This window comes from Rhodoglobus sp. G.S.23 (assembly GCF_056675935.1).
The window spans coordinates 1,129,043-1,154,243 of sequence record NZ_CM155237.1 but is presented as its reverse complement, the minus strand read 5'-3'; the positions used below and the strand labels follow the sequence as shown (position 1 = coordinate 1,154,243).

The following is a 25,201-nucleotide window of genomic DNA, read 5'->3' as shown; positions in this document are numbered from 1 at the left end:
TCAAGCTGAATGCCACACGAAAGTCATCAGGTGAACCACGATCACCACGGACACCCAATAAGGTGGATGCCGTGACCACCACCACATCGAATCGTTATGCCCTCGCCATCGACATTGGCGGAACCAAAGTCGAGGCTGCCCTCGTAGACCCGAACGGTGTCGTTCTCGCGACGAGCCGCTTCCGAGCCCCCACGGGCCGCGCATCATCGAGCGAGCAACTCGCCGAGAGCGTTCGCACCGTCGTGCGCCAGTCGACTGCCGCCCTCCCCGATGGCGCTGAACTTCTGGGCGCTGGCATCGGTAGCGCCGGGCCCATTTCGGTATCGCGCGGCGAAGTATCGCCCCTCAACTTGCCGGCCTGGCGAGACTATGGCGTGCGCGCCCTCGTCGAAGCAGAGCTCCCCGGCATCTCCGTTGCGCTGCGTGGCGACGGAAACTGCATCGCTCTCGCTGAACACTGGATCGGCGCCGCTCAGGGAGTGAAGTACTTCATGGGAATGGTCGTCTCGACCGGTGTCGGTGGAGGACTCATCCTCGACAACCAGCTCATCGACGGCCCCACCGGCAACGGCGGCCACTTCGGGCACGTCGAAGTCGGCGGCGAGGACACCCAGTGTGGCTGCGGCGGCACCGGCTGCGTAGAAGCTGTGGCTTCCGGGCCCAAGACTGTCGAATGGGCACAAGCTCACGGCTGGAACGGCAGCACGGGAGAAGAGCTCTCGGCTGATTACGCTGCCGGAGATGAGATCGCAATTCGCGCCGTTCGCCGCTCGGCACGCGCTGTCGGCCACGGAATCGCCTCGGCTACCGCTCTTGTCGACCTCGAACTTGTTGCGATCGGTGGCGGCTTCTCCCACGTCGCCGCCGACTACATTGACCTCGTCGCAGAAGCGATCACCGACCGCGCGCCGTTCCCGTTCATCACGAAGGTGCGCGTTGTGGCGTCAGGTCTCTCAAGCGACGGCCCGCTGATTGGCGCCGCCGCTCTCGTTCATCACCCCGAGCGACTCAGCAATTCCGCGCTGCAGAGCTAAAGGTCTAGTCCGCGAGTTCGCCAACGGGAATGCGTAACTCATCTTCGACGAATCGCGGCCGAGTCAGCCAGAATGCGCTGATGATGGCAAGCAAGCTAGTGGCGAGCAAGAACATCAGGGGCGCAACCCACCCACCAGAAAGCTCTCGAACTAGCGCGACAGCGAACGGGCCGAGCGCGCCGACGGTGTAGCCAACGCTCTGCACGAAACCGCTGAGAGCAGCCGAGGCGTCATGACTACGGGTGCGCAGGTTGATCAGCACAAGGCTGAGCGGGAACATGATGCTGCCAATTCCCACGAAAATAACCCACAGCCAGGTCGCAACAGTGGGAGCAAAGGCTAGCCCAAGGAAACCTGCGGCACCGGCCGCTACTCCGCCAAGCATGAGCAGACCGACGTTGGAGATTCGGCTGACCAGAATCGGGCTCACAATGCCCAGCGGAATCCCGATGAGCCCGAAGAGCGACAGCATTGCGCCAGCCTCTACAGGAGTCATTTCGGCGGACTCAATAAGAATTTCAGGAAGCCAAGCGAAGAACGAATAGAAGCTGATCGACGAGACAGCGAAGGCAATCGTGATGGCCCAGGCCGTTCTCGAATGCGCCATTGACCACACCGAAATACTGTCCGACGTCGGCAGGAGTGCTTCTTCACTCGCGACAGTGCGACGAGCATGACGTCCACGCGCCCACAACAGGAGCCACGGCACTAGCGCAGTAAGGGCCAGCAGAGCCCACACCGCCACCGATACACGCCATCCGGCAACCTCAGCCACCGGAGCAGCAAAGAACGCCGGGATCGCGGCACCCAGCGAGACGAGCATGACATAGCCGCCGGTAACCGTGCCCAAGCGATCAGGGAAGTACTTCTTTACGGCGGGAGGCAACAGGATGTTTCCGATTCCCATTCCTCCGAGAGCGATGATGCTGCCAAGAGCAAGCATGACGAAGTCATCGCTGACGGCGCGGATGCTCGAACCCAAAACCATCGCCATTGCCGCGATCAGCAAACTCGCATCAAGCCCGCGAGCACGAGCAAGTGCCGGTGCACCAAGGCCGGCAAGGGCGAACGCAACAGGGGGAAGCATTCCGAGCACTCCGAGACCCAAGCTCGAGAGCGGGATGTCGTTTTGAATTACCCCAAGAATCGGAGAAATTGCGGCGACGGCGGTGCGCACATTGAGGGCGATAAAGAGAATCCCCAGGAGGGCGAGAATGCGGCCTCTCCAGAGAGTGCGCGCGCTAGTAGTCATTCGAACTACTCTACTTCCCGTTAACCCCTCCCTCTACGATGATGGGTACAGTCGACAACTCGTGCTGGCTGCACGCCAAGGAGACACTCATGGGAAACAGCGGATTCGACCTCGGGGACATCGGAGATGTTGTCGGCGGTTTGGTTCAGGGTAAAGGTCTCGATCTCAATGCACTCGAGCCAATCTGGGAAGGCATCCAGCCCACGCTCCAGGGCCTCGATACCGACACGATCCTCGACACGATCGGCAACTGGGCGAAAGACCTCAATCTGCCCCTCATCGGCGATGTACCCGATGACATTGTCGAGAACCTCAAGAATGGCGTTAAGGTGCCCCTCAACAAGCTCATCAAGGGCTAGCCTCAGCAACTACTTCTTGGGCGTCGCTTTCGCGGGGACGCCCAAGATGGTTCTCACGGTGTCTTCATCGCGGCCCATCTCCTCGACGAGAGAATCAATCGACGAGAACTTCACCATCCCGCGAATGAACTCAACAAACTCAATTTCGACTCGCTTGCCATAGATATCGAAGTCCTGATCGAGCGCATGGGCTTCAACCTGCTTCGCCGCCACGCCCTCAAACGTCGGATTGTTGCCGATCGATACAGCCGCCGCGAAACGTGTGCCGTCGACTATGAGCCAGGCCGCATAGACGCCATCCGCCGGAATAAAGCCTTCGGGCAATCGCTCAAGATTTGCTGTCGGATAACCCAACTCGCGACCGCGCTGCTGACCGAGAACAACGACACCTCGCACCGAATGCAGCGCCGTCAGAATGCGACCAGCTTCAGCGACCCGGCCATCAGCAAGTAGCTCTCGCACAAAGGTCGACGAAAGACGACGACCTGCCTCGAGCTCGATATCGTCGATGACGATGACCTCAAAACCGTGTTTCTTGCCCAGCGACCGCAGTAAATCGACGTCGCCAGCGCCGCGTGCACCAAAACGGAAATCTGCACCAACAAGAACGACGCGAGTCTGCAGAGCACCCGTCAGCACTGTCGTTACGAACTCTTCAGCGCTCACCTCGCTCAGCGCACGATCGAATTCCAGAACAAGAGTCGCGTCAACGCCAGTCGAACCAAGTCGTTCTAGCTTTTGCTCAAGGCTCACGAGCGGCAGTGGACACGCCTCGGGGTTCAACAAACTCATCGGATTACGATCGAAAGTCACCACAACAGAACGCAGGTCCCGCTCGGCGGCAATCTGCTGCAATCGCTCAAGAACCGCGCGATGGCCACCATGAACACCATCAAACTTGCCGATCGTTATAGCAACCGCACCAAAATCATCCGGAACAGCGTCGATCGATTCGAACAACTCCATGTCAGCGATTCTCCCGAGGTTTCTGCACCCGATACAGCCAGATGAGCCCAAGAACAGGAAGGATAAGCGGCACGAACCCGTAGCCAGCCCCGAATGACGACCACACCGTATCTGCGGGGAACAGAACAGCGTCTACGAGACTGAGCGTGCCAATGATCAGTACACCGACGAGTTCGAAAACGATTGCCACCACGGCAACCCTGAACCAGAGCGCTCCGGAACGGACAAGAGCAATCGTCGCAACAATATAGACAAGTCCCGCGAGCGCAGACAGAAGATACGCGACAGGCGCGTCATCGAACTTCGTTGCGATCTGAAAAAGCGACCGCGCGGTGGCCCCCAACGCCATAACGGCATAGACGGCGATAAGCACGCGGCCAAAACCGGTGGCGGTGGAAGAATTCTGGCTAGTCATCGCTTCAACTTTAGGCGCTCTGGGCTAGGCCAATTGCACAAACCAGATTTGGCTCATCCGGTAGACCATCACAGCGATTGAGAGGCACGCGACCCCCAACACAACGCTGCTCCAACGATTGCGTTCGATCAGTCCCCACATCACTGCAGCCGGCGGGATCAGGATGGCGGAGACCAGATAGATCCAGAACTCTAAGCCACTGCCCGTTGCCACATTTCCGAACGCTGGGGCGACAATCGCCATCACGAGCTGCACGGCCAAGAGCGCTTCAACGAGAAGCGTGGCACCCAGCGTGTAGTCGTTGGGCTTCACTCCCGCGAAACCAGCGACTATTGCCGCGGTGCCGGCAAGCACCGCCACGATCACTTGCACCCACACAAACCATTCAACCATCGTGCGGGGAACCTTCCTGGGGAACTGCTGCGGCATCCGCCGGAAAATTCGACAGGATGCGGGTGCGGCCATTGACGACTTCTGCAAGACCGACGAGCCGGCCCCCAGAGTTCACAACAGCGAGCGGGCCGGAGCCAACGGGCCCAAGCGGAATCTGCTGGCCCCGCGAGAGTTCGAACGCTTCTTCATCACTGATCTTGACAGTCTCAAAAAGGGTGCCAGCAACCTGAGCGGGAGCAACGAGCTGCTGTTCGAGATCATCCGAGAGCGTGCTCGCCATCTCGACAGCGAATGGCCCCACTTTGGTGCGTCTCAATACAGTGAGATGACCGCCTACTCCCAGCACCTCACCAACATCGCGCGCTAGCGCTCGGATGTAGGTTCCCGAGGTGCAGTCGACTCGAACCTTCACATCAATGAATTCGTCACGCACGATCTCGAGCACCTCGAAAGCGGATACCGTCACCGCGCGTTCTGCCAACACAACCTCTTCGCCGGAACGAGCAAGCGTGTAGGCGCGCCGACCGCCAACTTTGATCGCGCTGACCGAGCTGGGCCGCTGCATGATGGGGCCCGTGAATTGCGCGACCGCTTCGCCAATAGCGTCATCGCTGATCGCGGCAAGTACTGCAGCATCCGCGGGCGCTGAAAGCTCGCCATCGGCATCATCAGTATTCGACGAAGCGCCAAGCCGAATCGTTGCCGTGTACTGCTTGTCGAGGCCAACCAAGTAGGTCAGAAGCCGAGTCGCATTGTTCGCGCCGAGCACGAGAAGACCCGTGGCCATGGGATCTAGAGTGCCGGCGTGGCCAATCTTGCGTGTTCCCACGGATGCCCGAGCTCTGGCGACAACGCCGTGGCTCGTTATTCCTTGAGGCTTGTCGATGAATAGGATTCCGCTCGTCGGATTGCGCGGTGGTTTAGCCATGACCGCACCTCCCGAACCCAGCGGCCCCGGATGGGCAGCGCAACAACATTAGCCAATTCTCTCGCATCGCACACGCGTATCGACACCGCCGGTCAAGTCCCAGCCGTTCGCGCGGTCAAGCGCTTAGACTTCGACCATGCGAATTGGCATCATTGGGGCGGGTGCCGTCGGCGGCGCAATTGCGGCTTTGCTTGCGCGCGCCGGCCATGATGTCGAAGTGACAGCGCGCGGGGCGCACCTCCACTCCATTCGCCAATCTGGCATCGCGCTCACTGGCGCGTGGGGCGAAAGCACCGCCAGACTTCGCGCGGCAGCGACCCTCACGCGCGTCAACGAGCTTGTTGTCGTGGCGACAAAGGCCCACGACGCTGAGCAAGCACTTCGCGACAACATCAAATATTTGCGCAACGTTCCCGTCGTCGTTTTTCAGAACGGACTCGATTCGCTCGAGGCCGCACAGCACGCCTCGCCTCGCTCCGACATTATTGGAGGCCTCGCGACTTTCGCTTCGTCGTTCCTCTCCCCTGGCAAGATCCATGTCACCGCCGCTGGCCCCAGCTACGTCGGTGTCGCTGGAGATAACGATGTTCCTGCTCGCTATGCCGCCCACACCCTCAATGACGTCATGCCGACCTTCGTTGTGCCCAACTTTCGCGGTGCACAGTGGACAAAACTCGTCATCAATCAGGTCAACGCGCTGCCCGCGATTAGCGGCCGTAGCGTGCAAGCCGTCGTTTCACACCGAGGCCTACGACGCATAATGACAGCAAGCATGCGCGAAACAGTGCGCGTTGGGCTGGCCGGCCACATCCACTTCGAAACACTCCAGGGGCTCACCCATCGCCAATTGCGCACGTTCGCTCGAACACCGCTGCTGCTCGGCGAGCTACTCCCCCGGCTCATGGCACGGCGCATGGGCCGCACCCCCAACCCTGGCTCGACCCTTCAGAGCATTCGACGGGGCCAACCAAGCGAAGTGGACGCGCTGAACGGCGCCGTTGTGCGCACCGCAGCCGCCAACAACAGCAGCGCTCCCGTAAACGCCCTTATGGTCGAGCTCGTACACGCGGTAGAAGAACGCGGCACCTTCTTCAGCCCCGATGACATCGCCGCCCGCTATGCGGCTCTCACGAGTGGCAACTGAGAATTCGGCCGCAGATCTCGTCATACTTTCGCGGCTGATTCGAGAATGGTTCGTCGAGAACGGTCGTGAATTGCCGTGGCGCCAGGATGGCTACGGCGCCTGGGGCATCTTGGTCAGCGAAATCATGCTGCAACAAACCCCGGTCATCCGAGTCATACCGCGACTCGAGCAATGGCTCGAGCGGTGGCCGACACCGGCTGCACTCGCCTCAGCGCCTCCCGGCGATGCCGTACGGGCGTGGGAACGGCTTGGGTACCCCCGACGTGCGCTCAACCTCCACGCCGCGGCCACAGCAATTACTGAGCACCACGGCGGAATTGTGCCGGAGGATGTGCCAACGCTCATGGCTCTTCCCGGCATAGGTGACTACACCGCTCGCGCTGTCGCCGCCTTCGCCTACGGTCACCGGCATCCGGTCGTCGACACCAATGTTCGGCGAGTAATTGCACGAGCAGTGCGCGGTCAGGGCGAAGCGGGGCCGCCGTCAACGAAACGTGACCTCGCAGCGATGGAAGAACTGCTGCCAGCCGAACGCGATGCGGCTCGCGCAACTAACGCTGCGGTCATGGAACTTGGTGCCATCGTCTGCACCGCGAGAAAGCCGCTGTGTGACGAGTGCCCGATTAGGGAGCACTGCCAGTGGCGTGCCGCGGGCTACCCGCTGTATGAGGGAAAACGGCAAGCCACCCAAAAACGGTTCGAGGGATCCGACCGCCAAGTGCGGGGCCTGATCCTCGCCGAATTGCGCGCAAGCGATGTACCGGTGACGGCAGAAGAAATTGCCCAAGTGTGGCCAGAAAGTGTCCAACGAAATCGAGCCATCGCTGGGCTCCTCGCGGACGGCCTCGCCGTGAAAGTGGGCGCCGACTACGAGTTGCCGTAGTCGAATGCTCTTATGCTCTAGTCGTCTTTGCTGACGTAAACGGCGTCGTCATCGTCATCGTCATCGTCATCGTCGAAGCCAGCAGCTTCTTCATCGGCGGCGATATCGCGCGGTTTGACGTAAGGGTCTTCATCGCCGGCGTAGGTAGCGTTCTGCTTGAGCGAACCGATCGATGCGTCACGCTGATGGGCCTCGGTGAGGAGGGAATCGATCAGTGCGGCGTTCTCGGGAATTCCATCGGGAATGAACTCAATCGACGGGGTGAGCCGTGCGGTGAGATTCTTCCCAACTTCGCGACGAACAAGACCGGTAGCGGATTTGAGGGCGGCGGCGCTGTCGAGGCGCTCCTCATCTGTTCCGTAGACGGTGAAGAAGATTGAGGCGTGCTGCAAGTCACCGGTAACACGAACGTCAGTGATTGTGACAAATCCGAGTCGCGGATCTCTGATGCCACGCTCTAGCGTCTTCGCAACGATTACTTTGATGCGGTCGGCCATTTTTGCCGCACGAGCTGCGTCAACCATCTCTACTCCTTCTATAACTTTTGCTGCCTCAAGATTAACTGAGGCGTTGACGGCAACCTGAGCAGGAAGCTCGCGGAGCCTGCGTAGCTCCGCTTCCTGCTCAGGTTGCCGTCATAAGCCAACGAGTTAGACTCGCGGCTTTTCCTTCATTTCAATTGTCTCGATCTCGTCACCGATTTGGATGTCGTTGAACTTGCCAAGTCCGATACCGGCTTCATAGTCGGTGCGAACTTCAGTGACGTCATCCTTGAAGCGACGCAGCGAGTCGATTGCGAGGTTGTCGCCAACGACGACACCTTCGCGGATAACTCGTGCTTTGGCGTTTCGCGTGATCGTTCCCGAGCGCACGATGACACCGGCGATGTTTCCGACCTTGGAGGAACGGAAGATCTCGCGGATCTCGGCAACACCAGACTGAACTTCTTCGAATTCTGGCTTGAGCATGCCCTTGAGCGAGTTCTCGACGTCTTCGAGTGCTGCGTAGATGACCGAGTAGAAACGAACGTCGACACCTTCGCGAGCGGCACGTTCCCGTGCCTTCGGGTCGGGGCGAACGTTGAATCCAATGATGATTGCGTTGTCGACGGTAGCGAGGTTGATGTCGCTCTCGGTAACAGCACCAACACCGCGGTGGATGATGCGCAGCTGAACCGAGTCATCAACATCAATCTTGAGGAGCGACTCTTCGAGGGCTTCAACAGCACCCGATACGTCACCCTTGATGATGAGGTTGAGCGATTCGACCTTGCCATCTTCGAGGGCCTTCGTGAAGTCCTCGAGGCTGATGCGCTTGCGGCTACGAGCGAGCATTGCGTTGCGCTCTGCTGCTTCACGCTTTTCGGCGATCTGACGAGCCATGCGGTCATCGTCGGTAACCAAGAACACGTCGCCGGCCTTGGGTACTGAGGTCAAACCGAGCACAGCAACCGGACGCGACGGCTCAGCCTTGAGGACAGAGTCGCCGTTCTCGTCGAACATTGCACGAACGCGACCGTAAGCGGTTCCGGCAACGATGGGGTCTCCGACCGAAAGCGTTCCCGACTGGATGAGCACGGTAGCAACAGCACCGCGACCCTTGTCGAGCTTGGCTTCAATCGCAACACCACGAGCATCCTTGTTGGGGTTTGCGCGCAGGTCGAGCCCAGCATCCGCTGTCAGGAGCACAGCGTCAAGAAGCTCGGTGATACCGATCTTGTTGAGCGCCGAGACGTCCATGAACATCGTGTCTCCGCCGTACTCTTCGGCCACGAGGCCGAATTCGGTGAGCTGCTGGCGTACCTTGGCCGGGTTTGCACCCTCTTTGTCGATCTTGTTGATTGCGACAACGATCGGAACATTTGCTGCCTGAGCGTGGTTGAGGGCTTCAACCGTCTGGGGCATGATTCCGTCATCTGCAGCAACCACGAGGATCGCAACGTCGGTGACCTGAGCACCACGAGCACGCATGGCGGTGAACGCCTCGTGACCCGGGGTGTCAATGAAGGTAATCGGACGCTCGAGGCCGTCGTGCTCTTTGACAACCTGGTAGGCACCAATGTGCTGCGTGATGCCTCCGGCTTCGCCAGCGACAACGTTGGCGTTACGGATAGCGTCAAGCAACTTGGTCTTACCGTGGTCGACGTGACCCATAACGGTGACAACGGGAGGGCGAATTACGAGTTCGTCTTCCGACTCGTCTTCAAGTTCTTGATCGAGGTCCATGTCGAAGCCGAGCAGCAGTTCGCGATCTTCTTCTTCTGGCGAGACCATTTCGATCTTGAAGCCGAGCTCTTCGCCCAAGATGTCGAACGTTGCCTCGTCGAGAGACTCCGTTGCCGTTGCCATCTGTCCCAAGTGGAACAGTACGGTAACGAGGTTTCCGGGGCTTGTGTCGATCTTGTCGGCAAAGTCGGTGATCGATGCGCCACGGCGAAGGCGAATTACTTCCTTGCCGTTTCCGCGGGGGACGCTAACGCCACCAAGCGAAGGAGCTTCTCTCAGTTCGAACTCTGCCCGCTTCGCCCGCTTCGACTTGCGTGCCTTGCTCTTGCCGCCACCGCGACCGAAAGCACCAGCAGTGCCGCCACCTGGACCGCGACCACGACCGCCGCCTGGCGGACGGTTGGGTCCAAAGTTATTGGGTGCGCCGCCTGGACGAGCACCGGCTCCAGCACCAGCGCCACCGGGACGCTGACCGCCACCGGCACCTGGGCCACCTGGACGCTGACCGAAGCCACCGGGGCGTGCGCTCTGGCCAGGGCCGCCTGGGCGCGGAGCGCCTGGACGAACTGAGCCGGGGCGAGCAGTGCCTGGGCGAGGTGCACCCGGACGAGGAAGTCCGGGGCGAGGTGCGCCTGGGCGAGGAATTGAGCTGTTGCCGCCGCTTGCAGCGGGACGCCCCATTCCCTGGTTAGAGGCAAAGGGGTTGTTTCCCGGACGAGGTGTACCCGGACGAGGAACAGAGGATGGGCTCGGAGTCGCAGCGGCGTTGCCCTCTGGCTTCGCTCCAGACTCAGCGGATGCTTTCTCTGCAGCCAAAGCCTTTTCGGCAGCGAGTGCCTGAGCTTGACGCTCGGCGACAGTCAACGGTGCGGGGGCCGCGCCCTCTTCTGATTCGTGAGTCGGCTCGGGCGCTGGCGTAGGAGCCGGGGCTTCTACAACAACCTCTGCCGGGGTCGGAGCACTAGGCACCGGGGTCTTGGGTTTTGGCGCAGCTTTCGGCGCGGCCTTGGGAGCAGCCTTGGGCTTCTCTGGCTCTGCCGGTGCTTTCGCAGCGTCTGCTTCTAGAGCAGCTTTTAGCCGTCGTGCGACGGGTGGTTCAATGCTTGACGAAGGGCCTTTAACGAATTCGCCCATTTCTTTGAGCTTCGCTAGTGCAGCCTTGCTATCGACGCCTGCTTCGGCGGCAACTTCGTGTACGCGTGGTTTGGAAGCCACATTTCTCCTGTCTGGGTCTGCTCCCAGACAGGGGCAGACCGCTAATTACGGACGGAACTCATTTCGAGCCGCTCATTAGTTGTCCATAGGTCAATCAGCCTGTTCGTTAGGGGACATCGGTTGATGTCCCGTCTCATATTCAGCTAACACTGAAAGAAGTGTTCCGGTATCTAGTGGCAACTTCACCTTCAATGCACGCTCAAAAGCCCTGCGTTTGACTGCAGACTCTAAACACGTGGATGTGGGGTGGAGCCACGCACCGCGACCCGGACGTGTGGCCGAATGGTCGGCCACAACCGCACCGTGAGATGCGATAACCCTCAGTAACGAGGATCTGCTGCCGCTTGCGCGACAGCCAATACACGTTCTTACTGCATCCATGATACCCCTACTCTCCAATCCCGCACTCCCCCGCGCCCAGTATCGGCACGTCAGCAGCGCTGGGGAGCGACACACAACCGCGGTCAGCCCTAACTCACGGGGAGCAGAGCCTGCCGCAGTCGTATGACTACTCGTCGTCGAGAATCGAGTCTGGCTGGATGTCGATGCGGGCGCCGGTCAGTTTTGCTGCCAGGCGCGCATTTTGTCCTTCTTTACCGATTGCCAGTGAAAGCTGGTAATCGGGAACGAGGGCACGAACAGCTTTGGTTGCTTCGTCGATGACAAACGAGCTGGACACCTTGGCGGGCGAAAGCGCGTTTGCGACGAAAACAGCAAGATTCTCCGAGTAGTCGACAATGTCGATCTTTTCGTTGTTGAGTTCTGCTGTGACCGCGCGAACACGCTGTCCAAGCTCGCCGATGCATGATCCCTTGGCGTTGATTCCCGTTTCGGTCGCCCGCACGGCCATCTTGGTGCGGTGACCGGCTTCGCGGGCCACCGACGTGATCTCGACAAGTCCGCTTGCAATCTCGGGGACTTCAAGGGCAAAAAGCTTGCGTACGAGCGAAGGATGCGTGCGGCTGACCGTAATCTGGGGCCCCTTATCGCCCTTGTTCACTGCGGTGACATAGACACGAAGTCGTGAACCGTGCTTGTACTCTTCGCTCGGAACCTGCTCTTCTGGAGGCATAATCGCCTCGACGGTTCCCAGATCAATGTGGATCATTCGAGGGTTAGGACCCTGTTGAATGACGCCAGCAACAATGTCGCCTTCACGACCTTTGAATTCGCCGAGAACTTTGTCGTCACCGATGTCGCGAAGCCGTTGGTTAATTACCTGCTTCGCTGCGAACGCGGCAATACGACCAAAATCGCTCGGGCTGTCTTCAGCCTCACCGATGATTGCGCCTTCGTCGTCGTATTCAGGAACCCACACACTGACGTGGCCAGTCTTGCGGTCGAGTACGACGCGAGCAGTCGGCGCAAGTTCTGCGACCTTACCTTCGGGAGCCTCAACGTGCTTGAGATAGGCACTCATGATTGCCTGCTCAATGATCTGCACTAGCTCTTCGAACGGTATCTCTCGCTCGCGCTCCATCATGCGCAGCACGCTCAAGTCGATATCCATTGAGGGCCTCCGATATTCATTTAGGGGTGATAAACCGGAGCCTCACTGGCTCCGAATAGGCTAGTTTAGCCGCCTTAGGCGAGCAGCGCCGCACCAACCTCGTCGATGCTCGTGCTGGTGCGCTCGTTTGTCGTACGATCCCAGACTTCGACCATTCCGTTGGCAGCATCACGACCGACAATGACGATCTTGGGCACACCGAGCAGCTCAGCGTCGCCAAACTTTACGCCGGGCGAAACTTTGAGGCGGTCGTCGAAGAGCACGTCGAGTCCGGCGCTTTCGAGCGAAGACACCAAGTTCTCAGCGGTCTCGAAAATGAGCGGGTCTTTTCCTGCCGCCACGATATGAACGTCGAAAGGGCTGATGTTTTTCGGCCAGAGCAAGCCCTTACCGTCGTTGGTGGTCTCAGCGATGGCGGCCATGAGGCGAGTAACCCCGATGCCGTAAGAGCCCATCGTGACGGTCACAAGCTTGCCGTTCTCATCGAGCACCTTGAGTCCGAGAACCTCGGCATATTTGCGGCCGAGCTGGAAGACGTGCCCAATCTCCATTCCGCGAGCGGTTTCGATGGGTCCGCTGCCGTCAGGAGCCGGGTCACCGGCGCGGACATCGGAAATCTCTACAGTGCCGTCGGCAATGAAATCACGACCGGCGACAAGACCGAGAACGTGCTTCTCGTGGATGTTTGCCCCGGTGATCCACTGAGTTCCATCAACGACACGGGGATCGAGCATGAAACGGACACCGGTTGCTGACTTCTCACCGATAACGGCACCCTCGGGTGACCACGGGCCGATGTAACCCTTGACAAAGCCGGGGTTGCCCTCGAGCTTGGCAAGGGTGGCGAAATCTTCTGGAGTTGCCGCTTCGACCTCAGCAGGCGCGAAGGCAACCTCAGCGCGCTTGAGATCAACATCGCGGTCGCCTGGCAGCCCAACAACAACAAGCTCGCGGGATCCATCGAGCGAGCTGAGCGCCAAGACAACGTTCTTGAGCGTGTCTCCCGCAGTCCACTGGCGGTCAGCGCGAGGCTGCTGCTCGTTCGCTAGAGCGACAAGCGTGTCGATCGTTGGTGTGTTTGGCGAATCAAAAATGAGCGGTTTAGGAAGCCCATCAATGGGAAGCGACTCTGGGACTGTTGTGCGGTACGCCTCAACGTTCGCGGCATAGCCTCCAGCAGAGCGAACAAACGTGTCTTCGCCGATAGGGGTTGGATGCAAGAACTCTTCGCTCTTCGAGCCACCCATGGCTCCAGCATCCGCAGCAACCACGACGTACTCAAGGCCCAAGCGAGCGAAGATTCGCTCGTAGGCGTCACGGTGCTGCTGATACGAAACGTCGAGGCCGGCATCCGTGTAATCGAAAGAGTAGCTGTCTTTCATCGAGAACTCGCGACCACGCAATAGGCCCGCGCGAGGGCGTGCTTCGTCACGGTACTTGTCCTGGATTTGGTACAGCGCCAGCGGAAGATCCTTGTAGCTCGAGTACAGGTCTTTCACGAGCAGCGTGAAGACCTCTTCGTGCGTTGGCGCCAAAAGATAGTCAGCCCCGCGGCGGTCCTGAAGACGAAAAATACCGTCACCATACTCAGCCCAACGACCAGTCAACTCATAGGGCTCGCGCGGCAGCAACGCCGGAAAGTGCACCTCTTGCGCGCCAAACGATTCAAGCTCATCGCGGATGATCGCCTCGATATTGCGGCGAACCTTGAGACCAAGTGGCAACCACGCAAAGACACCAGGAGCCTGACGACGGATGTAACCGGCACGCACCAAAAGGCGGTGACTGGCTACCTCAGCATCGACGGGGTCTTCGCGGAGCGTGCGGACAAAGAGTTGAGAAAGACGTGTAGACACGTCTCAATGTTAGTGGCGCTACGGTGTCAGTACTTGCGGGGTACCGATCTCACCGGCAGGCATTTCTGCTGCGATGCGATTGGCCTCTTCGATGAGAGTCGCAACGATCTCTGATTCGGGCACAGTCTTGATGACTTCACCCTTCACAAAGATCTGGCCCTTGCCATTACCGCTGGCAACACCGAGGTCAGCTTCGCGAGCCTCACCCGGTCCATTCACGACACAACCCATGACAGCAACGCGCAACGGAACCGTCATGCCCTCGAGGCCCTCGGTGACATCGTTTGCCAACTTATAGACGTCGACCTGAGCGCGACCGCAGCTGGGGCACGAGACGATTTCAAGCTTGCGCTCGCGAAGGTTGAGCGACTGCAGGATTTGCAGTCCAACCTTTACCTCTTGAGCTGGTGGTGCCGAGAGGGACACCCGAATGGTGTCGCCAATGCCTTCGGAAAGCAAGATGCCGAACGCGGTAGCGCTCTTGATCGTTCCTTGAAATTCGGGGCCAGCTTCGGTGACGCCCAAGTGCAGCGGCCAGTCACCGCGCTCAGCGAGCAGGCGGTAAGCCTTAACCATGACGATGGGGTCGTTGTGCTTGACCGAAATCTTGAAGTCGTGGAAGTCGTGCTCTTCGAAGAGCCCAGCCTCCCAGACGGCACTCTCAACGAGCGCCTCTGCGGTTGCCTTGCCGTACTTCTGCAGAATGCTCGGCTCAAGCGAACCGGCATTCACACCGATCCGCAGGCTTACGCCAGCATCTTTCGCTGCCTTGGCGATCTCGCCAACTTTGTCGTCGAACTTGCGGATATTTCCGGGATTGACACGAACAGCGCCCACTCCGGCATCGATCGCTGAAAAGACATAGCGCGGTTGAAAGTGGATGTCGGCGATAACCGGAATTTGGCTCTTCTTCGCGATGATGTGCAAGACATCTGCATCATCCTGATGAGGAACAGCGACGCGAACAATGTCGCAACCGGAGGCGGTAAGTTCGGCGATCTGCTGAAGAGTTCCGTCGATGTTCGTGGTCTGCGTCGTCGTCATAGACTGCACGCTGACTTGCGACTCGCTGCCGATTCCTACAGAACCGACCTTAATCTGCCGGGTCTTGCGACGAGGAGCGAGGACTTCGGGAACTTTCGGCATTCCAAGATTGATTGCTGGCACGATTCCAGTCTAGAGCCGACTCCTGAACAACACCGGAACGCTAGTTCGCGGCGAGGTGCGCGCCGAGGGCTTCAACGAACTCCTTGGGGTGTTCAAGGTGAGCCGAATGGCCGCAGTTTTCCCACGCCAACTCGGTGTATTCGCCGCCATTGGCGACGTAGCGATCGAAAACAGCGCGAGTTTGTTCGATCATTGGCTGCGGCGGAGCGATGTCCGCCCCCGGCCAACCAGGAATGACACCGAGTTGGCCCAAGAAGTTGAGATCAAATCCCGAAGCATCCGAAACAATCGCGTCACCGAGACCGCGAACCCACAGAATGGGCGGTTTGCTCGCCAATTCGGTGATTCCACTGACATTGAAGTGGTCTGGCGTCATCGTATTGAGCACTCCGCGACCGCCGGGACCGAATCCGGGCCACGCCTCAATAACGACAGAGTCGCCAGGGTAATTGTCTTCGCCTGTCGCCGTCGTGAGCATCGACTCAACCCACAGATCTTCATGCTCAGCGTGCACTTCGGGGTTCGCAACGTATGCCGTGCGGAAAACCATGCGAGCGGATGCCGGAGAGTCGACACCCGTATTACCCGCCTGGAGCTGGGCGATAAAGTCGGGGTTCGCTCCCCCGCCACCGGTGCCAGGGCACTCCGGGGCGAGAATCTCGCCGGTGGGGCCCTTGGTTCCGCCAAAGCCATAGGGCGACACTGGGGAGACAAACGTTGCTGTTGCCACACGCTCAGCGTGGTCGATCATGAACTGCATGACGACGCCGCCACCCATGCTCCACCCGACAAAGTTTGCGCGCTCTACACCGAGAGAATCCAGCACTGCTGCGATGTCGTCAGAGAAATCGCGAACGCCACGGGTGGCATCCACTGGCAATGTCTCGCTGTCTCCAAAACCGCGAAGATCGATGGCGAGCGCACGAACATTCGGGTCGAGTCCGAGCATTGTTGGTTGCCAGAACAGTGACGATGACACGTTGCCGTGAACAAAAACGACGGTCGAGCTCGCCGGATCTGCTGGCCTTTCCAGCACTGACGCGACAAGGCGCGGGGTCGTAATGCTGTGCTGAATGATGCCGTCGAGAAGAGTAGCCATGGGGTGTCCTTTAGTCGGTGAAACTGCTGGAAATGCGGGTGTCCACAGAAACCTAGTGAGCGATGAGGTCGACCGTGAGTTCAGGCTCGGTAGCGGCCCGCACGGTGGCTTCGTCGACTCCGGGAGCGAGCTCGCGCAGCACGAGACCCGTTGGAGTGATATCGATCACGGCAAGATCCGTGATGATGCGGTGAACAACACCTCGGCCGGTGAGCGGTAGCGAGCACTCATTCACGATCTTGGGAGTTCCGTCTTTCGCGACGTGTTCCATGAGCACGATCACTCGTGCAGCACCGTGCACAAGATCCATCGCGCCGCCTGGGCCCTTCACCATCTTTCCGGGAATCATCCAATTGGCCAGATCTCCGGCAACAGATACTTGCATTGCACCCAAAATGGCGGCATCGATCTTGCCACCGCGGATCATGCCAAAGCTCATAGCAGAGTCAAAGAAGGCTGTGCCGGGAAGCGTGGTGACGGTTTCCTTTCCTGCGTTGATCAGGTCAGGGTCGACGTTTTCCTCCGTCGGGTACGGTCCAACACCGAGGATGCCGTTCTCCGACTGCAACACAACAGTGCGCCCCTCGGGAACATAGTTCGGCACGAGCGTCGGAAGGCCGATGCCCAGATTCACATAGGAACCGTCAGCAAGTTCGAGCGCCGCCCGCGCGGCCATTTCTTCACGAGTCAAAGCCATTACGCAACCACCTTCTGCACTGTGCGACGTTCAATACGCTTCTCGACATCGGAACCAACCTCAATGACCCGCGTGACATACACACCGGGCAAGTGCACGGCATCCGGTTCGATTTCACCAGGTTCAACTAGCTCTTCAACCTGAGCGATACAGATGCGGCCAGCCATTGCCGCGAGCGGCGAGAAGTTGCGGGCCGACTTGGCGAACACAAGGTTGCCGTGACGGTCCCCTTTAAGGGCATGTACGAGTGAAAAGTCAGTCGTGATCGATTCTTCGAGAACGAACTCTTTTGACGTTCCGTCCACATCGAATGAGCGAACCTCCTTCGGAGGCGAGGCGATCGCAATGCCACCGGCACCGTCATAGCGCCGCGGAAGACCACCCTCAGCGACCTGAGTACCCACGCCCGTCTGGGTGAAGAACGCCGCCACTCCGGAACCACCGGAGCGTAGCTTCTCGGCGAGCGTGCCCTGTGGAGTCAGCTCAACTTCAAGCTCACCCGTCAAAAACTGGCGCTCAAACTCCTTGTTCTCACCAACATACGACGACGTCATTTTCCGGATGCGACGGGCCGCCAGTAGCACGCCAAGCCCCCAGTCATCCACACCACAGTTGTTGCTCACAATGCTGAGGTCATCAGAGCCCAACTCCAATAACGCCTCAATCAACACCATTGGGTTGCCACAGAGACCGAAGCCGCCAACGGCAAGAGATGCCCCACTCGGAATATCCGCGACTGCCTCCGCCGCCGACCCCACTGTCTTATCGATACTCACGCTCGAACCTCCCGCGGTTGACTCGCCAATAGTTCACCCATGACGTCCGCAACACAATCTGCGCCGCGCTGCGTCAAAGTAATTGTGTAGTGGTTGACATCGTGCGCCTCATGAAAAATCACCTGAGGAAGCTCTCTGTGCCACTGCTCACACTGTTCCGGAGAATACAACGCGGGCACCTGATTGAGAAGCCCTCGAGGTGCACGGATGAAATGAACCGGCACCCTAATTGCCCGAAGCGCACCCAAATATTCCGCATCGCCGCTCAACTGCAACGCATCATAAGTGACCGCCTCAATATTGCTTGCCGGATGCAACGCTGGCTCAGTACCAACCAAGTCGTAGTCAACATAGTCACGCACCGCTTGAGTGAAATTACCCTCAAATGCCGGATGCTGAGCCCAAAAATCTTGATAGCTGGCACGATCCGGGAACGTCATCGACAGTCGCTCCGCCGCCGGCCCCAAAATCACTTGAGGAAGTTCCTCCATCGTCGTGCCCTCCGGAGCCGGAATCGGCAGACCACCATCAATGAGAACCAACCCGGTCACGCGCTCCGGGTAGAGCGCCGAAAGGCTTGCAGCGACAAAACCACCCATCGAATGAGCAACAACGAGCGCCGATTGCGTCTCTGTCGCAGCCAACAGCGCGTTCATGTCAGCGGCGTGCTGCGGCATCCCGAACGGAGCAGGAAGGCCACGGCTCGCACCGCGCCCCCGCAGGTCGGGAGCGATAACGCGATACTCAGGAAAAGCTGCGGCAATCAGAGGCCATGACATATGGGATGCCGTGATGCCGTGGATCGCCAGGATGGTGCCCTTCGGTGGCTCGGCTGGCTCCCAGATGGCTGCCGTGAGTTCGCCGCCATCGACGAGACACGTGATAGTTCGATAGTGCTGAGTCATCGTGCGCTCCAGCCGCCATCCATTGTGTACGAGGCGCCCGTCACCATTCCGGCGGTGTCACCAGCAAGCCACAGCACGAGGTCGGCAACTTCGGACGGCTCAAGCAAACGCTTAATGGCACTCTCAGTGAGCATGACCTTTTCGACAACCTCAGATTCGGGAATGCCGTGAACCTTTGCCTGATCAGCGATCTGCTTCTCGACGAGCGGAGTGCGAACGTAACCGGGGTTGACGCAGTTGCTTGTCACCCCGTGCTCGCCGCCCTCCAGCGCCGTGACCTTCGAAAAGCCTTCAAGGGCATGCTTGGCGGCAACATACGCTGACTTGTATGGCGATGCCCGCAAACCATGAACCGAGCTGATGTTGATGATGCGACCGAATTCGCGCTCATACATGCGCGGCAGTGCGGCCCGCACAAGCAAGAACGGTGCCTCAATCATGAGATCGAGAATGCGGCTAAACATCGCCGGCTCGAAACTCTCGATCGGGCTCACGTGTTGGATACCGGCATTGTTTACGAGAATGTCGATGTCCAGTGAGAGGTCCGCAAGAGCCGCGGTGTCGGTGAGGTCGACCTGCCAGGCCTCCCCACCCACGAGCGTCGCCTGAGCGGTGGCAGCATCACCGTTGAGATCGGCAACAATCACGTGAGCTCCGGCCTTGGCCAGCGCGACAGTACAGGAGGCACCAATTCCACTTGCGCCACCCGTAACGAGGGCCCTTCGGCCCGTCAGATCAGTCATTTCTCGACTCCTTCACTGCGCGGCTCTGGCACTGCCAGACCTCGGCGGATAAACGTGATCATTTGATCGAGAACTTCATCGGGAACCCGCGATGTTCCACTTGCGGTCGGATCGGCGTCATGGCCCGCCGACGGGGAGTCTCCCCACAAGACCCACCGCATCCCAATCATTTCGCCGATGCCCATCAGCGCCCAGGCTGCAACGGTCGGATCAACGTCACCGATTTCCCCGAGCAACTGTGCTTCTTTGAGACCTTCGATATAGCCATCGACGATGCGCGAATAGTGCAATCGCAGCGACTTGGGCGAAACAAATTCAGCCTCGCGCACCACGCGGTACAGCGCGGGGTGTTCCGCCGTGAATTCGAAGAACGCCCGAAAGCCGGCGCGCTCTGATTCAATGCGATTGGATGCTGCGCCCGATGCTTCACTCATCGCCCGACGAACACGCCGATTCAGATCCTCCACGAGCTCTTCGAAAATCTCGAGCTTGCTCGAAAAGTACAAATAGAACGTGCCCTGACCTACGCCGGCCTCTTCTGTGATGCGCACGACAGAAGCATCCGTGTAGCCATAACGGGCAAAGATTGTCTCGGCAGCCTCGATCAGTTTCGTCTTGGTGCGGGTGCCGCGAGCGGTAAGTGGTGTGCTCATGAACTGATCCGTCCTGATTGTGCCGACTGTTCTGTCCATTGGCTAAGAAGTACACGACGTCGAACTTTGTCGCTGGATGACCGGGGAATCGACTCCACGAATAGCACTCGTTTCGGCACTTTGAACTTGGCGAGAGAAGCGAGGGCAAAATCGAGAACGTCAGTTTCATCGGTCGATTCACCAGAGCGAACGACGACCCAGGCGACGGCAACTTCGCCCCACTGCTCGTCTGGCACTCCGACAACGGCGACGTCAGCAATAGCTGGATGCCCGAACAGCACACCCTCAATTTCTGCAGGAGCTACCGACTCTCCCCCGGTGATAAAAATGTCCTTGATTCGATCGAGAACGCGGTAGTAACCTTCCGCATCCCGATCCACCAGGTCTCCCGTGGCCAGCCACCCTTCGCGAAGAGCGAGTGCCGTCGCTTCTGGGGCGCGAAAGTAGCCAGTGAAGACACCCGGGCCATGAACCAGCAGCTCTCCCTGCCCGGCGCCAGTGATTCGTTCTCCCGTGACGGGGTCGGCGATATCGACGTCAACATGCGGATACGGTTTGCCCGCTGATCCGATGCGAACGCGCGCTTCCTCATCGGGAAGGCACAGCACATTGGGGGCAGCTTCGGTGAGGCCATAGCCCTGCGTAAGCGCTACACCCCGACCGTGCCACACCCTCAGCAACGGTTCGGGCATAGGAGCACCACCAACAATGGCGTGCGCCAGACTCGACAAATCACTCGACGCGAATCGTGGATGCTGCGACAAAATTAGGTAGTTCGCTGGCACGCCCATCATCGTCGTAATGCGCCGATCAGCAATAAGTTGAAGCACGCGTGCGGGGTCAAAAGTGCGCTCAAGAACCACTGTTGCCCCCATCCACCACGCCAAGAGTGGCTGAATGTTCCACCCGCCAACGTGATACTGAGGCATTACCGCGAGCACCGTGTCAGCGCTCGTGATCTCGGCAGTACGAGAGAGTGACAGGTTCGTCCAAAAGCAATTGGAATGACTGAGGATGGCGCCCTTAGCTTGCTCGAGGGTGCCCGAGGTAAACACGATGAGGAGAGCGTCCTCGTCTCGGACGGGTCGTCGCACCGGCAGTGCCGCATCCTGGCGCAACGGGGCAACAATGTCTCGTTCGATACCGTGGGTGCCCAAAATGCTACGGGCAATGGGGGCCCGAAGGCGATCTGTGGCGAGTGAAGCCAGGGTCGAAAATTCGTCTTCGACGAGCAACAGTGCGGGATCTGCTTGCTCCAGTTGCTGAGCGATCTCTCGCGGAGAGAGGCGCCACGACAGTGGCACAAGTACGAGCCCTGCCTTTGCACACGCAAAGAACACCACAACGTGGTCTGAGCTGTTGCCGGTAATCGTCGCAATTCGATCGCCAACACCGTAGCCGCCATCGAGGAAAGCGGCGGCGAGGGCTGTGGCCCGATCATCCAACTGCCGGTAAGTCAGCACCACACCACGGTCATCAACAGCTACGCGCTCTGGCGTAGCGATGGCGCGATCGGCCGTCCACCGCCCTAGCGTGTGTAGCCCATCAGGCTGACTCATTCCGCCTCCTCAAGCTGCTTGCGAGCAGCCGGCGTCGAACGAGTGCCTGTTCCTAGGCGCCGCACTGCACCGGCAATTCCTCCGGGAAGGAACAACACCACAAGGATAAACAGCGTGCCCAAGATAAAGAGCGGTTCTGACAGAGGAATACGCAAAACTGCGGGAAGTCCGGCAATTGCGTCGGAACCTGCGAGCGCCGTCAGTCTCTGATCGAGCAAGGTGTAGATGATTCCGCCGACGATGGCACCCCATCGCGAACCGACACCTCCGAGCACCACAATCACCAGAATCGTGAGCGTGAAGTCTGCGGATGTTGCTCGAGGAGTCGTTCCGCTCTGAAGCAGCAAGTGCACCATTCCCACGAGCGATGCCAAAACCGACGCGATGACGAACGCCATGAGTTTGACGCCGAACGGGCGTAATCCGAGCACTCGCACTCTCAACTCGTTTTCGCGCGTTGCCGTCACCGCGTGACCGGCTCGAGAATTTTCGAACCACGCCACGACGACAAAAACGATGACCAGCAGCGCGAGCGCAAGCCAGTAAAGGTTTCGTGTATTGATCACACCAACGAAAAAGTCGGGGATGTGCTCGGTGTCGAGCCGCAGCCCCTCCTCGCCGCCAGTGACGGAAGGATTACGTCGCACGAGTACGTTTCCTGCCTGCGCAAAAGCCAAAGTGACCATCGCGAAGGAGATTCCAGTAACTCGTAAGCTCAGCGAGCCGAGTAAATAGGCGGCCGCGATGACAATCGCCAGAGTGAGGCCGAGCGCCGGGATCAGGGTGAGCTCAGTTTGCTGCAACACAATGCCAAGTCCGTAAGCACCGAGGGCAAAGTAGAGCGCATGGCCAAAGGACAGCATGCCCGCCGTGCCAAACAGCAAATGGTAGCTCAGAGCAAGCGAAGCAAAGAGTAGCGCGAGGGCGAGCAACTGAAGCGTACCCGGCGTGTAGGTGGCCCCTGGCAGTACGCCGGGGATAGAGATGTTCAGCAGCGGCAGCAGGGCGGCGAACACCACAAACGCTCCCCCGAGCATCCACCACGTGCGCTGGCTGAGGTTCGTTAGCGACTTCATGCCTTCTTCCCCAAAATTCCGGTTGGGCGAACCAACAGCACGACAGCGAGCAACAGAACAACCATGAGGTCGCCAGTTCCGCCCAAGAAATAGTTAGCAAACTGCTGCAGGATGGCGACAGCCACCGACGCAATCGCCGCGCCAGCGAGCGAACCCAAACCACCAATCACGGTGACGATGAAAGCAAAGATCAGCAGTGATCCGCCCAGCTGCGGTGAAACGTAACCGAAGTAGTGCGAGGCGAGCACCCCACCGAGACCAGCTGCTGCCCCTCCAATCGCAAAGACAACGGTGAAAGCTTTACGCACGTCGATCCCCAACGCGGTCACCATCGAACGATTTTCGACACCAGCCCGAATGACAAGCCCAAACCGCGTGTACCTCAAGAATGCAACAATGCCGAGCAGTACGAGCACCGCAGCCCCGATGAGCAAGAAGCGATCATTCGGAACGCGCGCCCCCAATATCTCTGTCGTTTGCGACAACCATGGTGGTGCAGTGACGTAGATGGGTTCAGTACCCCAAATTCCCTCAAAAAGTGCAACCGTCGCCAGAGCCAATCCCACGGTGACAAGCACTTGCTCAATGTGCCGGTTGTACAACCGCCGGATCAGCAAAAACTCAGTTGCCGCAGCGACGGTAGCGCCAACGACCATGCCGAGCAGCAACGAAGCAATTAGCGTGCCCCAGCTCTCTCCGCCCAGACGCCGCGCCAGTTCCCAACCGGCAAAAGCGCCGAGAGTGAGAAATGAACCGTGCGCGAAATTCAGCACTCCCATGAGGCCGTAGATCAGCGAGAGACCGGATGCAACCAAGAAATACAGTGCACCAAGCCCCAGGCCGGTAATCAGCAGGAGAATTATGGTGCTCATGCGACTCCCAGCAATTCTTTTGTCAGGGCTTCATCGCCCAAGAGTTCTTCGGCGCTGCCGTCGTAAACAACGCGGCCACCTTCAAGCACGATGGCTTTCTCTGCGAGCATCCGCACAACCTGAAGATTTTGTTCAACGAGCAGAACGGGAACAGACTGCGCTGCCCGTTCCAGAGCCCGAGCGACATCCATGACAATCAACGGCGCTAGCCCCTTAGTCGGTTCATCAACCAACAGCACGCGGTTGTCGTTAACGAGTGCACGAGCAAGCGAGACCATTTGTTGCTGACCACCAGACAGGGTTCCCGCAAGTTGGCCAGCCCGCTGAGTGAGATCAGGAAAAAGCTCGGCGATCAGTTCACGATTTGGTGAAGAGTCACGCTCAGCGAGGCGCAAGTTTTCGGCAACCGTGAGAGACGCAAACACTTCGCGATCCTCCGGAACATAGCCAACACCGCGCTGCACAATTCGATGGGTAGGTTCGCGGTCGACCCGCTCCCCCGCCAACGTCACTTCCCCAGAACGTTCGATTAGCCCCATGATCGCGCGCAAAGTGCTCGTCTTGCCAACACCATTGCGCCCCAAGAGTGCCGTCACACCAACGGGGAGCATCTCGAAACTCACCGCTTCAACAACCTGCTGACCCTCGATGCTTGCGCTGAGATCAGCAACCGTCAAAATCGAATCTGTGATCGTCGGCGTCGTGCCGGTCGACTCGGTCATAGTGGTGCCCCCAAATAAGCTTTCTGCACCGCTTCGTCTGCCATCACGGCATCCGGGGTGTCACACGCGAGCAACTGACCATGGTGCATAACCGCAACACGGTCAACCAGGCCGAGCACGACATCCATGTGGTGTTCAACCATCAACACTGTGCGTCCAGACTGATGAACCTGGCGGATGACGTCGCTGAGTCCAGCAACATCTCCAGAGGCGACCCCTGCCATCGGCTCGTCGAGCAAGATCACGCTCGGGTCAGTAGCGAGCAGCATGGCGATCTCAAGCTTGCGCTTGTCACCGTGGGAGAGAACTCCTGCCAGCGTCTCACTGTGATGACCCAAACCGACCTCGTCGAGCCCCGCTCGAGCAATCGTCGATGCGGCATCGGTTGGCCTGGGAAAGCGAAGCACCGAAGTAGCACCACCCAGCTTGACTTGAGCTGCCAGCCTCACGTTCTCCACAGCACTCAACGCCGGAAAGAGACTGGAGGTCTGAAAGGTTCTGCCGAGCCCAGCCCGGGCTCGCGCATCAATGGTCTGATTCGTGACATCGCGCCCCTCAAGACTGACGGTTCCCGTCGTGGGAGTCATCACTCCAGAGATGAGGTTGAATAGCGTGGTTTTTCCGGCCCCGTTAGGGCCGATCACGCCGAGCATCTCGCCCTTCGCTACCGACAGTGACACGTCATCGATGATGACGGCACCGCCAATCGTGAGAGCTAGATGCTCGACCGTGAGCACGGGCTGGTTCGACAT

At 59.1% G+C, this 25,201-nt stretch carries 26 protein-coding genes; 4 read left to right on the top strand and 22 right to left on the bottom strand.

All coding sequences use genetic code 11. The annotated features are described in order from the left end of the window. Nucleotides 1-71: 71 nt before the first annotated feature. Entirely contained in the window at nucleotides 72-1,034 is a 963-nt protein-coding gene (locus tag AC1ENN_RS05485) for an ROK family protein (protein WP_480406824.1), read from the top strand. A gap of 4 nt (nucleotides 1,035-1,038) precedes the next feature. Here AC1ENN_RS05485 and AC1ENN_RS05480 read toward each other — a convergent pair whose 3' ends face one another. Beyond that, complete coding sequence (locus AC1ENN_RS05480; RefSeq protein WP_480392019.1) at nucleotides 1,039-2,286, bottom strand: MFS transporter; 1,248 nt, start codon at nucleotides 2,284-2,286, stop codon at nucleotides 1,039-1,041. Between the two features lie 89 nt (nucleotides 2,287-2,375). On the opposite strand from AC1ENN_RS05480, the gene AC1ENN_RS05475 reads away from it, so the two are divergent. Beyond that, on the top strand, nucleotides 2,376-2,645 hold the full coding sequence (locus AC1ENN_RS05475) for a hypothetical protein (protein WP_480406823.1): 270 nt from the start codon (nucleotides 2,376-2,378) through the stop codon (nucleotides 2,643-2,645). Between the two features lie 9 nt (nucleotides 2,646-2,654). Here AC1ENN_RS05475 and AC1ENN_RS05470 read toward each other — a convergent pair whose 3' ends face one another. From AC1ENN_RS05470 to truB, 4 genes are read right to left on the bottom strand one after another with little or no spacing between them, the layout of a single operon-like run. After that, nucleotides 2,655-3,611, bottom strand: coding sequence for a bifunctional riboflavin kinase/FAD synthetase (locus AC1ENN_RS05470; protein ID WP_449648909.1), 957 nt, complete (start codon nucleotides 3,609-3,611; stop codon nucleotides 2,655-2,657). 1 nt (nucleotide 3,612) lies between these two features. Then, nucleotides 3,613-4,026, bottom strand: coding sequence for a hypothetical protein (locus AC1ENN_RS05465; RefSeq protein ID WP_480392017.1), 414 nt, complete (start codon nucleotides 4,024-4,026; stop codon nucleotides 3,613-3,615). Nucleotides 4,027-4,050: 24 nt separating this feature from the next. After that, the gene (locus tag AC1ENN_RS05460) at nucleotides 4,051-4,419 is read right to left on the bottom strand and encodes a hypothetical protein (RefSeq protein WP_449648907.1); all 369 of its coding nucleotides are present in this window, start codon (nucleotides 4,417-4,419) and stop codon (nucleotides 4,051-4,053) included. Continuing rightward, a complete protein-coding gene (gene truB / locus AC1ENN_RS05455) occupies nucleotides 4,412-5,347 on the bottom strand; it encodes a tRNA pseudouridine(55) synthase TruB (protein ID WP_480392016.1) in 936 nt (311 codons plus the stop codon). The genes AC1ENN_RS05460 and truB overlap by 8 nt, the downstream gene beginning before the upstream one ends. 136 nt (nucleotides 5,348-5,483) lie before the next feature. Here truB and AC1ENN_RS05450 point away from each other — a divergent pair, with 136 nt between their 5' ends. Together AC1ENN_RS05450 and AC1ENN_RS05445 are read left to right on the top strand one after the other, a co-directional pair. Beyond that, complete coding sequence (locus AC1ENN_RS05450; RefSeq protein ID WP_480392015.1) at nucleotides 5,484-6,491, top strand: ketopantoate reductase family protein; 1,008 nt, start codon at nucleotides 5,484-5,486, stop codon at nucleotides 6,489-6,491. Then, on the top strand, nucleotides 6,481-7,374 hold the full coding sequence (locus AC1ENN_RS05445) for an HhH-GPD family protein (protein ID WP_480392014.1): 894 nt from the start codon (nucleotides 6,481-6,483) through the stop codon (nucleotides 7,372-7,374). The genes AC1ENN_RS05450 and AC1ENN_RS05445 overlap by 11 nt, the downstream gene beginning before the upstream one ends. A 17-nt stretch (nucleotides 7,375-7,391) precedes the next feature. Here the strand turns inward: AC1ENN_RS05445 and rbfA are convergent, their stop codons facing one another. The 17 genes from rbfA to AC1ENN_RS05360 form a co-directional block, all read right to left on the bottom strand. After that, nucleotides 7,392-7,898: a 30S ribosome-binding factor RbfA gene (gene rbfA / locus AC1ENN_RS05440; protein ID WP_480406822.1), complete on the bottom strand. Its 507-nt coding sequence runs from the start codon at nucleotides 7,896-7,898 to the stop codon at nucleotides 7,392-7,394. Nucleotides 7,899-8,024: 126 nt separating this feature from the next. After that, nucleotides 8,025-10,814, bottom strand: coding sequence for a translation initiation factor IF-2 (infB, locus tag AC1ENN_RS05435; protein WP_480392012.1), 2,790 nt, complete (start codon nucleotides 10,812-10,814; stop codon nucleotides 8,025-8,027). A gap of 90 nt (nucleotides 10,815-10,904) precedes the next feature. After that, nucleotides 10,905-11,195, bottom strand: a complete 291-nt coding sequence (locus AC1ENN_RS05430; protein WP_449648901.1) for a YlxR family protein — start codon at nucleotides 11,193-11,195, stop codon at nucleotides 10,905-10,907. Between the two features lie 127 nt (nucleotides 11,196-11,322). Beyond that, nucleotides 11,323-12,324 carry a transcription termination factor NusA gene (gene nusA, locus AC1ENN_RS05425; protein WP_480392011.1) on the bottom strand — a complete coding sequence of 334 codons (1,002 nt, stop codon included), beginning with the start codon at nucleotides 12,322-12,324 and terminating at the stop codon, nucleotides 11,323-11,325. A 74-nt stretch (nucleotides 12,325-12,398) separates the two neighbouring features. Then, complete coding sequence (locus AC1ENN_RS05420) at nucleotides 12,399-14,180, bottom strand: proline--tRNA ligase (RefSeq protein WP_449648899.1); 1,782 nt, start codon at nucleotides 14,178-14,180, stop codon at nucleotides 12,399-12,401. Nucleotides 14,181-14,198: 18 nt separating this feature from the next. Continuing rightward, nucleotides 14,199-15,347, bottom strand: a complete 1,149-nt coding sequence (gene ispG / locus AC1ENN_RS05415; RefSeq protein WP_449648898.1) for a flavodoxin-dependent (E)-4-hydroxy-3-methylbut-2-enyl-diphosphate synthase — start codon at nucleotides 15,345-15,347, stop codon at nucleotides 14,199-14,201. Between the two features lie 40 nt (nucleotides 15,348-15,387). Then, the gene (locus AC1ENN_RS05410; protein ID WP_449648897.1) at nucleotides 15,388-16,446 is read right to left on the bottom strand and encodes an alpha/beta fold hydrolase; all 1,059 of its coding nucleotides are present in this window, start codon (nucleotides 16,444-16,446) and stop codon (nucleotides 15,388-15,390) included. Between the two features lie 52 nt (nucleotides 16,447-16,498). Beyond that, nucleotides 16,499-17,143 carry a CoA transferase subunit B gene (locus AC1ENN_RS05405; RefSeq protein WP_449648896.1) on the bottom strand — a complete coding sequence of 215 codons (645 nt, stop codon included), beginning with the start codon at nucleotides 17,141-17,143 and terminating at the stop codon, nucleotides 16,499-16,501. Beyond that, on the bottom strand, nucleotides 17,143-17,919 hold the full coding sequence (locus AC1ENN_RS05400) for a CoA transferase subunit A (protein WP_449648895.1): 777 nt from the start codon (nucleotides 17,917-17,919) through the stop codon (nucleotides 17,143-17,145). Before AC1ENN_RS05400 ends, AC1ENN_RS05405 begins: the two co-directional genes overlap by 1 nt. After that, nucleotides 17,916-18,824 carry an alpha/beta fold hydrolase gene (locus tag AC1ENN_RS05395; RefSeq protein WP_480392009.1) on the bottom strand — a complete coding sequence of 303 codons (909 nt, stop codon included), beginning with the start codon at nucleotides 18,822-18,824 and terminating at the stop codon, nucleotides 17,916-17,918. Before AC1ENN_RS05395 ends, AC1ENN_RS05400 begins: the two co-directional genes overlap by 4 nt. Next, nucleotides 18,821-19,567, bottom strand: coding sequence for a 3-hydroxybutyrate dehydrogenase (locus tag AC1ENN_RS05390; protein WP_449648893.1), 747 nt, complete (start codon nucleotides 19,565-19,567; stop codon nucleotides 18,821-18,823). The genes AC1ENN_RS05395 and AC1ENN_RS05390 overlap by 4 nt, the downstream gene beginning before the upstream one ends. Continuing rightward, nucleotides 19,564-20,220, bottom strand: coding sequence for a TetR/AcrR family transcriptional regulator (locus AC1ENN_RS05385; RefSeq protein ID WP_480392008.1), 657 nt, complete (start codon nucleotides 20,218-20,220; stop codon nucleotides 19,564-19,566). Before AC1ENN_RS05385 ends, AC1ENN_RS05390 begins: the two co-directional genes overlap by 4 nt. Further along, nucleotides 20,217-21,779, bottom strand: coding sequence for a class I adenylate-forming enzyme family protein (locus tag AC1ENN_RS05380; RefSeq protein WP_449648891.1), 1,563 nt, complete (start codon nucleotides 21,777-21,779; stop codon nucleotides 20,217-20,219). The genes AC1ENN_RS05385 and AC1ENN_RS05380 overlap by 4 nt, the downstream gene beginning before the upstream one ends. Continuing rightward, a complete protein-coding gene (locus tag AC1ENN_RS05375; protein ID WP_449648890.1) occupies nucleotides 21,776-22,855 on the bottom strand; it encodes a branched-chain amino acid ABC transporter permease in 1,080 nt (359 codons plus the stop codon). The genes AC1ENN_RS05380 and AC1ENN_RS05375 overlap by 4 nt, the downstream gene beginning before the upstream one ends. Continuing rightward, complete coding sequence (locus AC1ENN_RS05370; RefSeq protein WP_480406821.1) at nucleotides 22,852-23,727, bottom strand: branched-chain amino acid ABC transporter permease; 876 nt, start codon at nucleotides 23,725-23,727, stop codon at nucleotides 22,852-22,854. The genes AC1ENN_RS05375 and AC1ENN_RS05370 overlap by 4 nt, the downstream gene beginning before the upstream one ends. After that, nucleotides 23,724-24,449: an ABC transporter ATP-binding protein gene (locus AC1ENN_RS05365; RefSeq protein ID WP_449648888.1), complete on the bottom strand. Its 726-nt coding sequence runs from the start codon at nucleotides 24,447-24,449 to the stop codon at nucleotides 23,724-23,726. The genes AC1ENN_RS05370 and AC1ENN_RS05365 overlap by 4 nt, the downstream gene beginning before the upstream one ends. Continuing rightward, entirely contained in the window at nucleotides 24,446-25,201 is a 756-nt protein-coding gene (locus AC1ENN_RS05360) for an ABC transporter ATP-binding protein (RefSeq protein WP_449648887.1), read from the bottom strand. The genes AC1ENN_RS05365 and AC1ENN_RS05360 overlap by 4 nt, the downstream gene beginning before the upstream one ends.

Excerpts from the sequence above, each read along its gene's own strand:
- AC1ENN_RS05480 (WP_480392019.1), bottom strand. The coding sequence starts at position 2,286 with ATGACTACTAGCGCGCGCACTCTCTGGAGAGGCCGCATTCTCGCCCTC.
- AC1ENN_RS05475 (WP_480406823.1), top strand. The coding sequence starts at position 2,376 with ATGGGAAACAGCGGATTCGACCTCGGGGACATCGGAGATGTTGTCGGC.
- AC1ENN_RS05470 (WP_449648909.1), bottom strand. The coding sequence starts at position 3,611 with ATGGAGTTGTTCGAATCGATCGACGCTGTTCCGGATGATTTTGGTGCG.
- AC1ENN_RS05465 (WP_480392017.1), bottom strand. The coding sequence starts at position 4,026 with ATGACTAGCCAGAATTCTTCCACCGCCACCGGTTTTGGCCGCGTGCTT.
- AC1ENN_RS05460 (WP_449648907.1), bottom strand. The coding sequence starts at position 4,419 with ATGGTTGAATGGTTTGTGTGGGTGCAAGTGATCGTGGCGGTGCTTGCC.
- truB (WP_480392016.1), bottom strand. The coding sequence starts at position 5,347 with ATGGCTAAACCACCGCGCAATCCGACGAGCGGAATCCTATTCATCGAC.
- AC1ENN_RS05450 (WP_480392015.1), top strand. The coding sequence starts at position 5,484 with ATGCGAATTGGCATCATTGGGGCGGGTGCCGTCGGCGGCGCAATTGCG.
- rbfA (WP_480406822.1), bottom strand. The coding sequence starts at position 7,898 with ATGGTTGACGCAGCTCGTGCGGCAAAAATGGCCGACCGCATCAAAGTA.
- AC1ENN_RS05430 (WP_449648901.1), bottom strand. The coding sequence starts at position 11,195 with ATGGATGCAGTAAGAACGTGTATTGGCTGTCGCGCAAGCGGCAGCAGA.
- nusA (WP_480392011.1), bottom strand. The coding sequence starts at position 12,324 with ATGGATATCGACTTGAGCGTGCTGCGCATGATGGAGCGCGAGCGAGAG.
- AC1ENN_RS05410 (WP_449648897.1), bottom strand. The coding sequence starts at position 16,446 with ATGGCTACTCTTCTCGACGGCATCATTCAGCACAGCATTACGACCCCG.
- AC1ENN_RS05405 (WP_449648896.1), bottom strand. The coding sequence starts at position 17,143 with ATGGCTTTGACTCGTGAAGAAATGGCCGCGCGGGCGGCGCTCGAACTT.
- AC1ENN_RS05395 (WP_480392009.1), bottom strand. The coding sequence starts at position 18,824 with ATGACTCAGCACTATCGAACTATCACGTGTCTCGTCGATGGCGGCGAA.
- AC1ENN_RS05390 (WP_449648893.1), bottom strand. The coding sequence starts at position 19,567 with ATGACTGATCTGACGGGCCGAAGGGCCCTCGTTACGGGTGGCGCAAGT.
- AC1ENN_RS05385 (WP_480392008.1), bottom strand. The coding sequence starts at position 20,220 with ATGAGCACACCACTTACCGCTCGCGGCACCCGCACCAAGACGAAACTG.
- AC1ENN_RS05380 (WP_449648891.1), bottom strand. The coding sequence starts at position 21,779 with ATGAGTCAGCCTGATGGGCTACACACGCTAGGGCGGTGGACGGCCGAT.
- AC1ENN_RS05375 (WP_449648890.1), bottom strand. The coding sequence starts at position 22,855 with ATGAAGTCGCTAACGAACCTCAGCCAGCGCACGTGGTGGATGCTCGGG.
- AC1ENN_RS05370 (WP_480406821.1), bottom strand. The coding sequence starts at position 23,727 with ATGAGCACCATAATTCTCCTGCTGATTACCGGCCTGGGGCTTGGTGCA.
- AC1ENN_RS05365 (WP_449648888.1), bottom strand. The coding sequence starts at position 24,449 with ATGACCGAGTCGACCGGCACGACGCCGACGATCACAGATTCGATTTTG.
- AC1ENN_RS05360 (WP_449648887.1), bottom strand. The coding sequence starts at position 25,201 with ATGTCGAACCAGCCCGTGCTCACGGTCGAGCATCTAGCTCTCACGATT.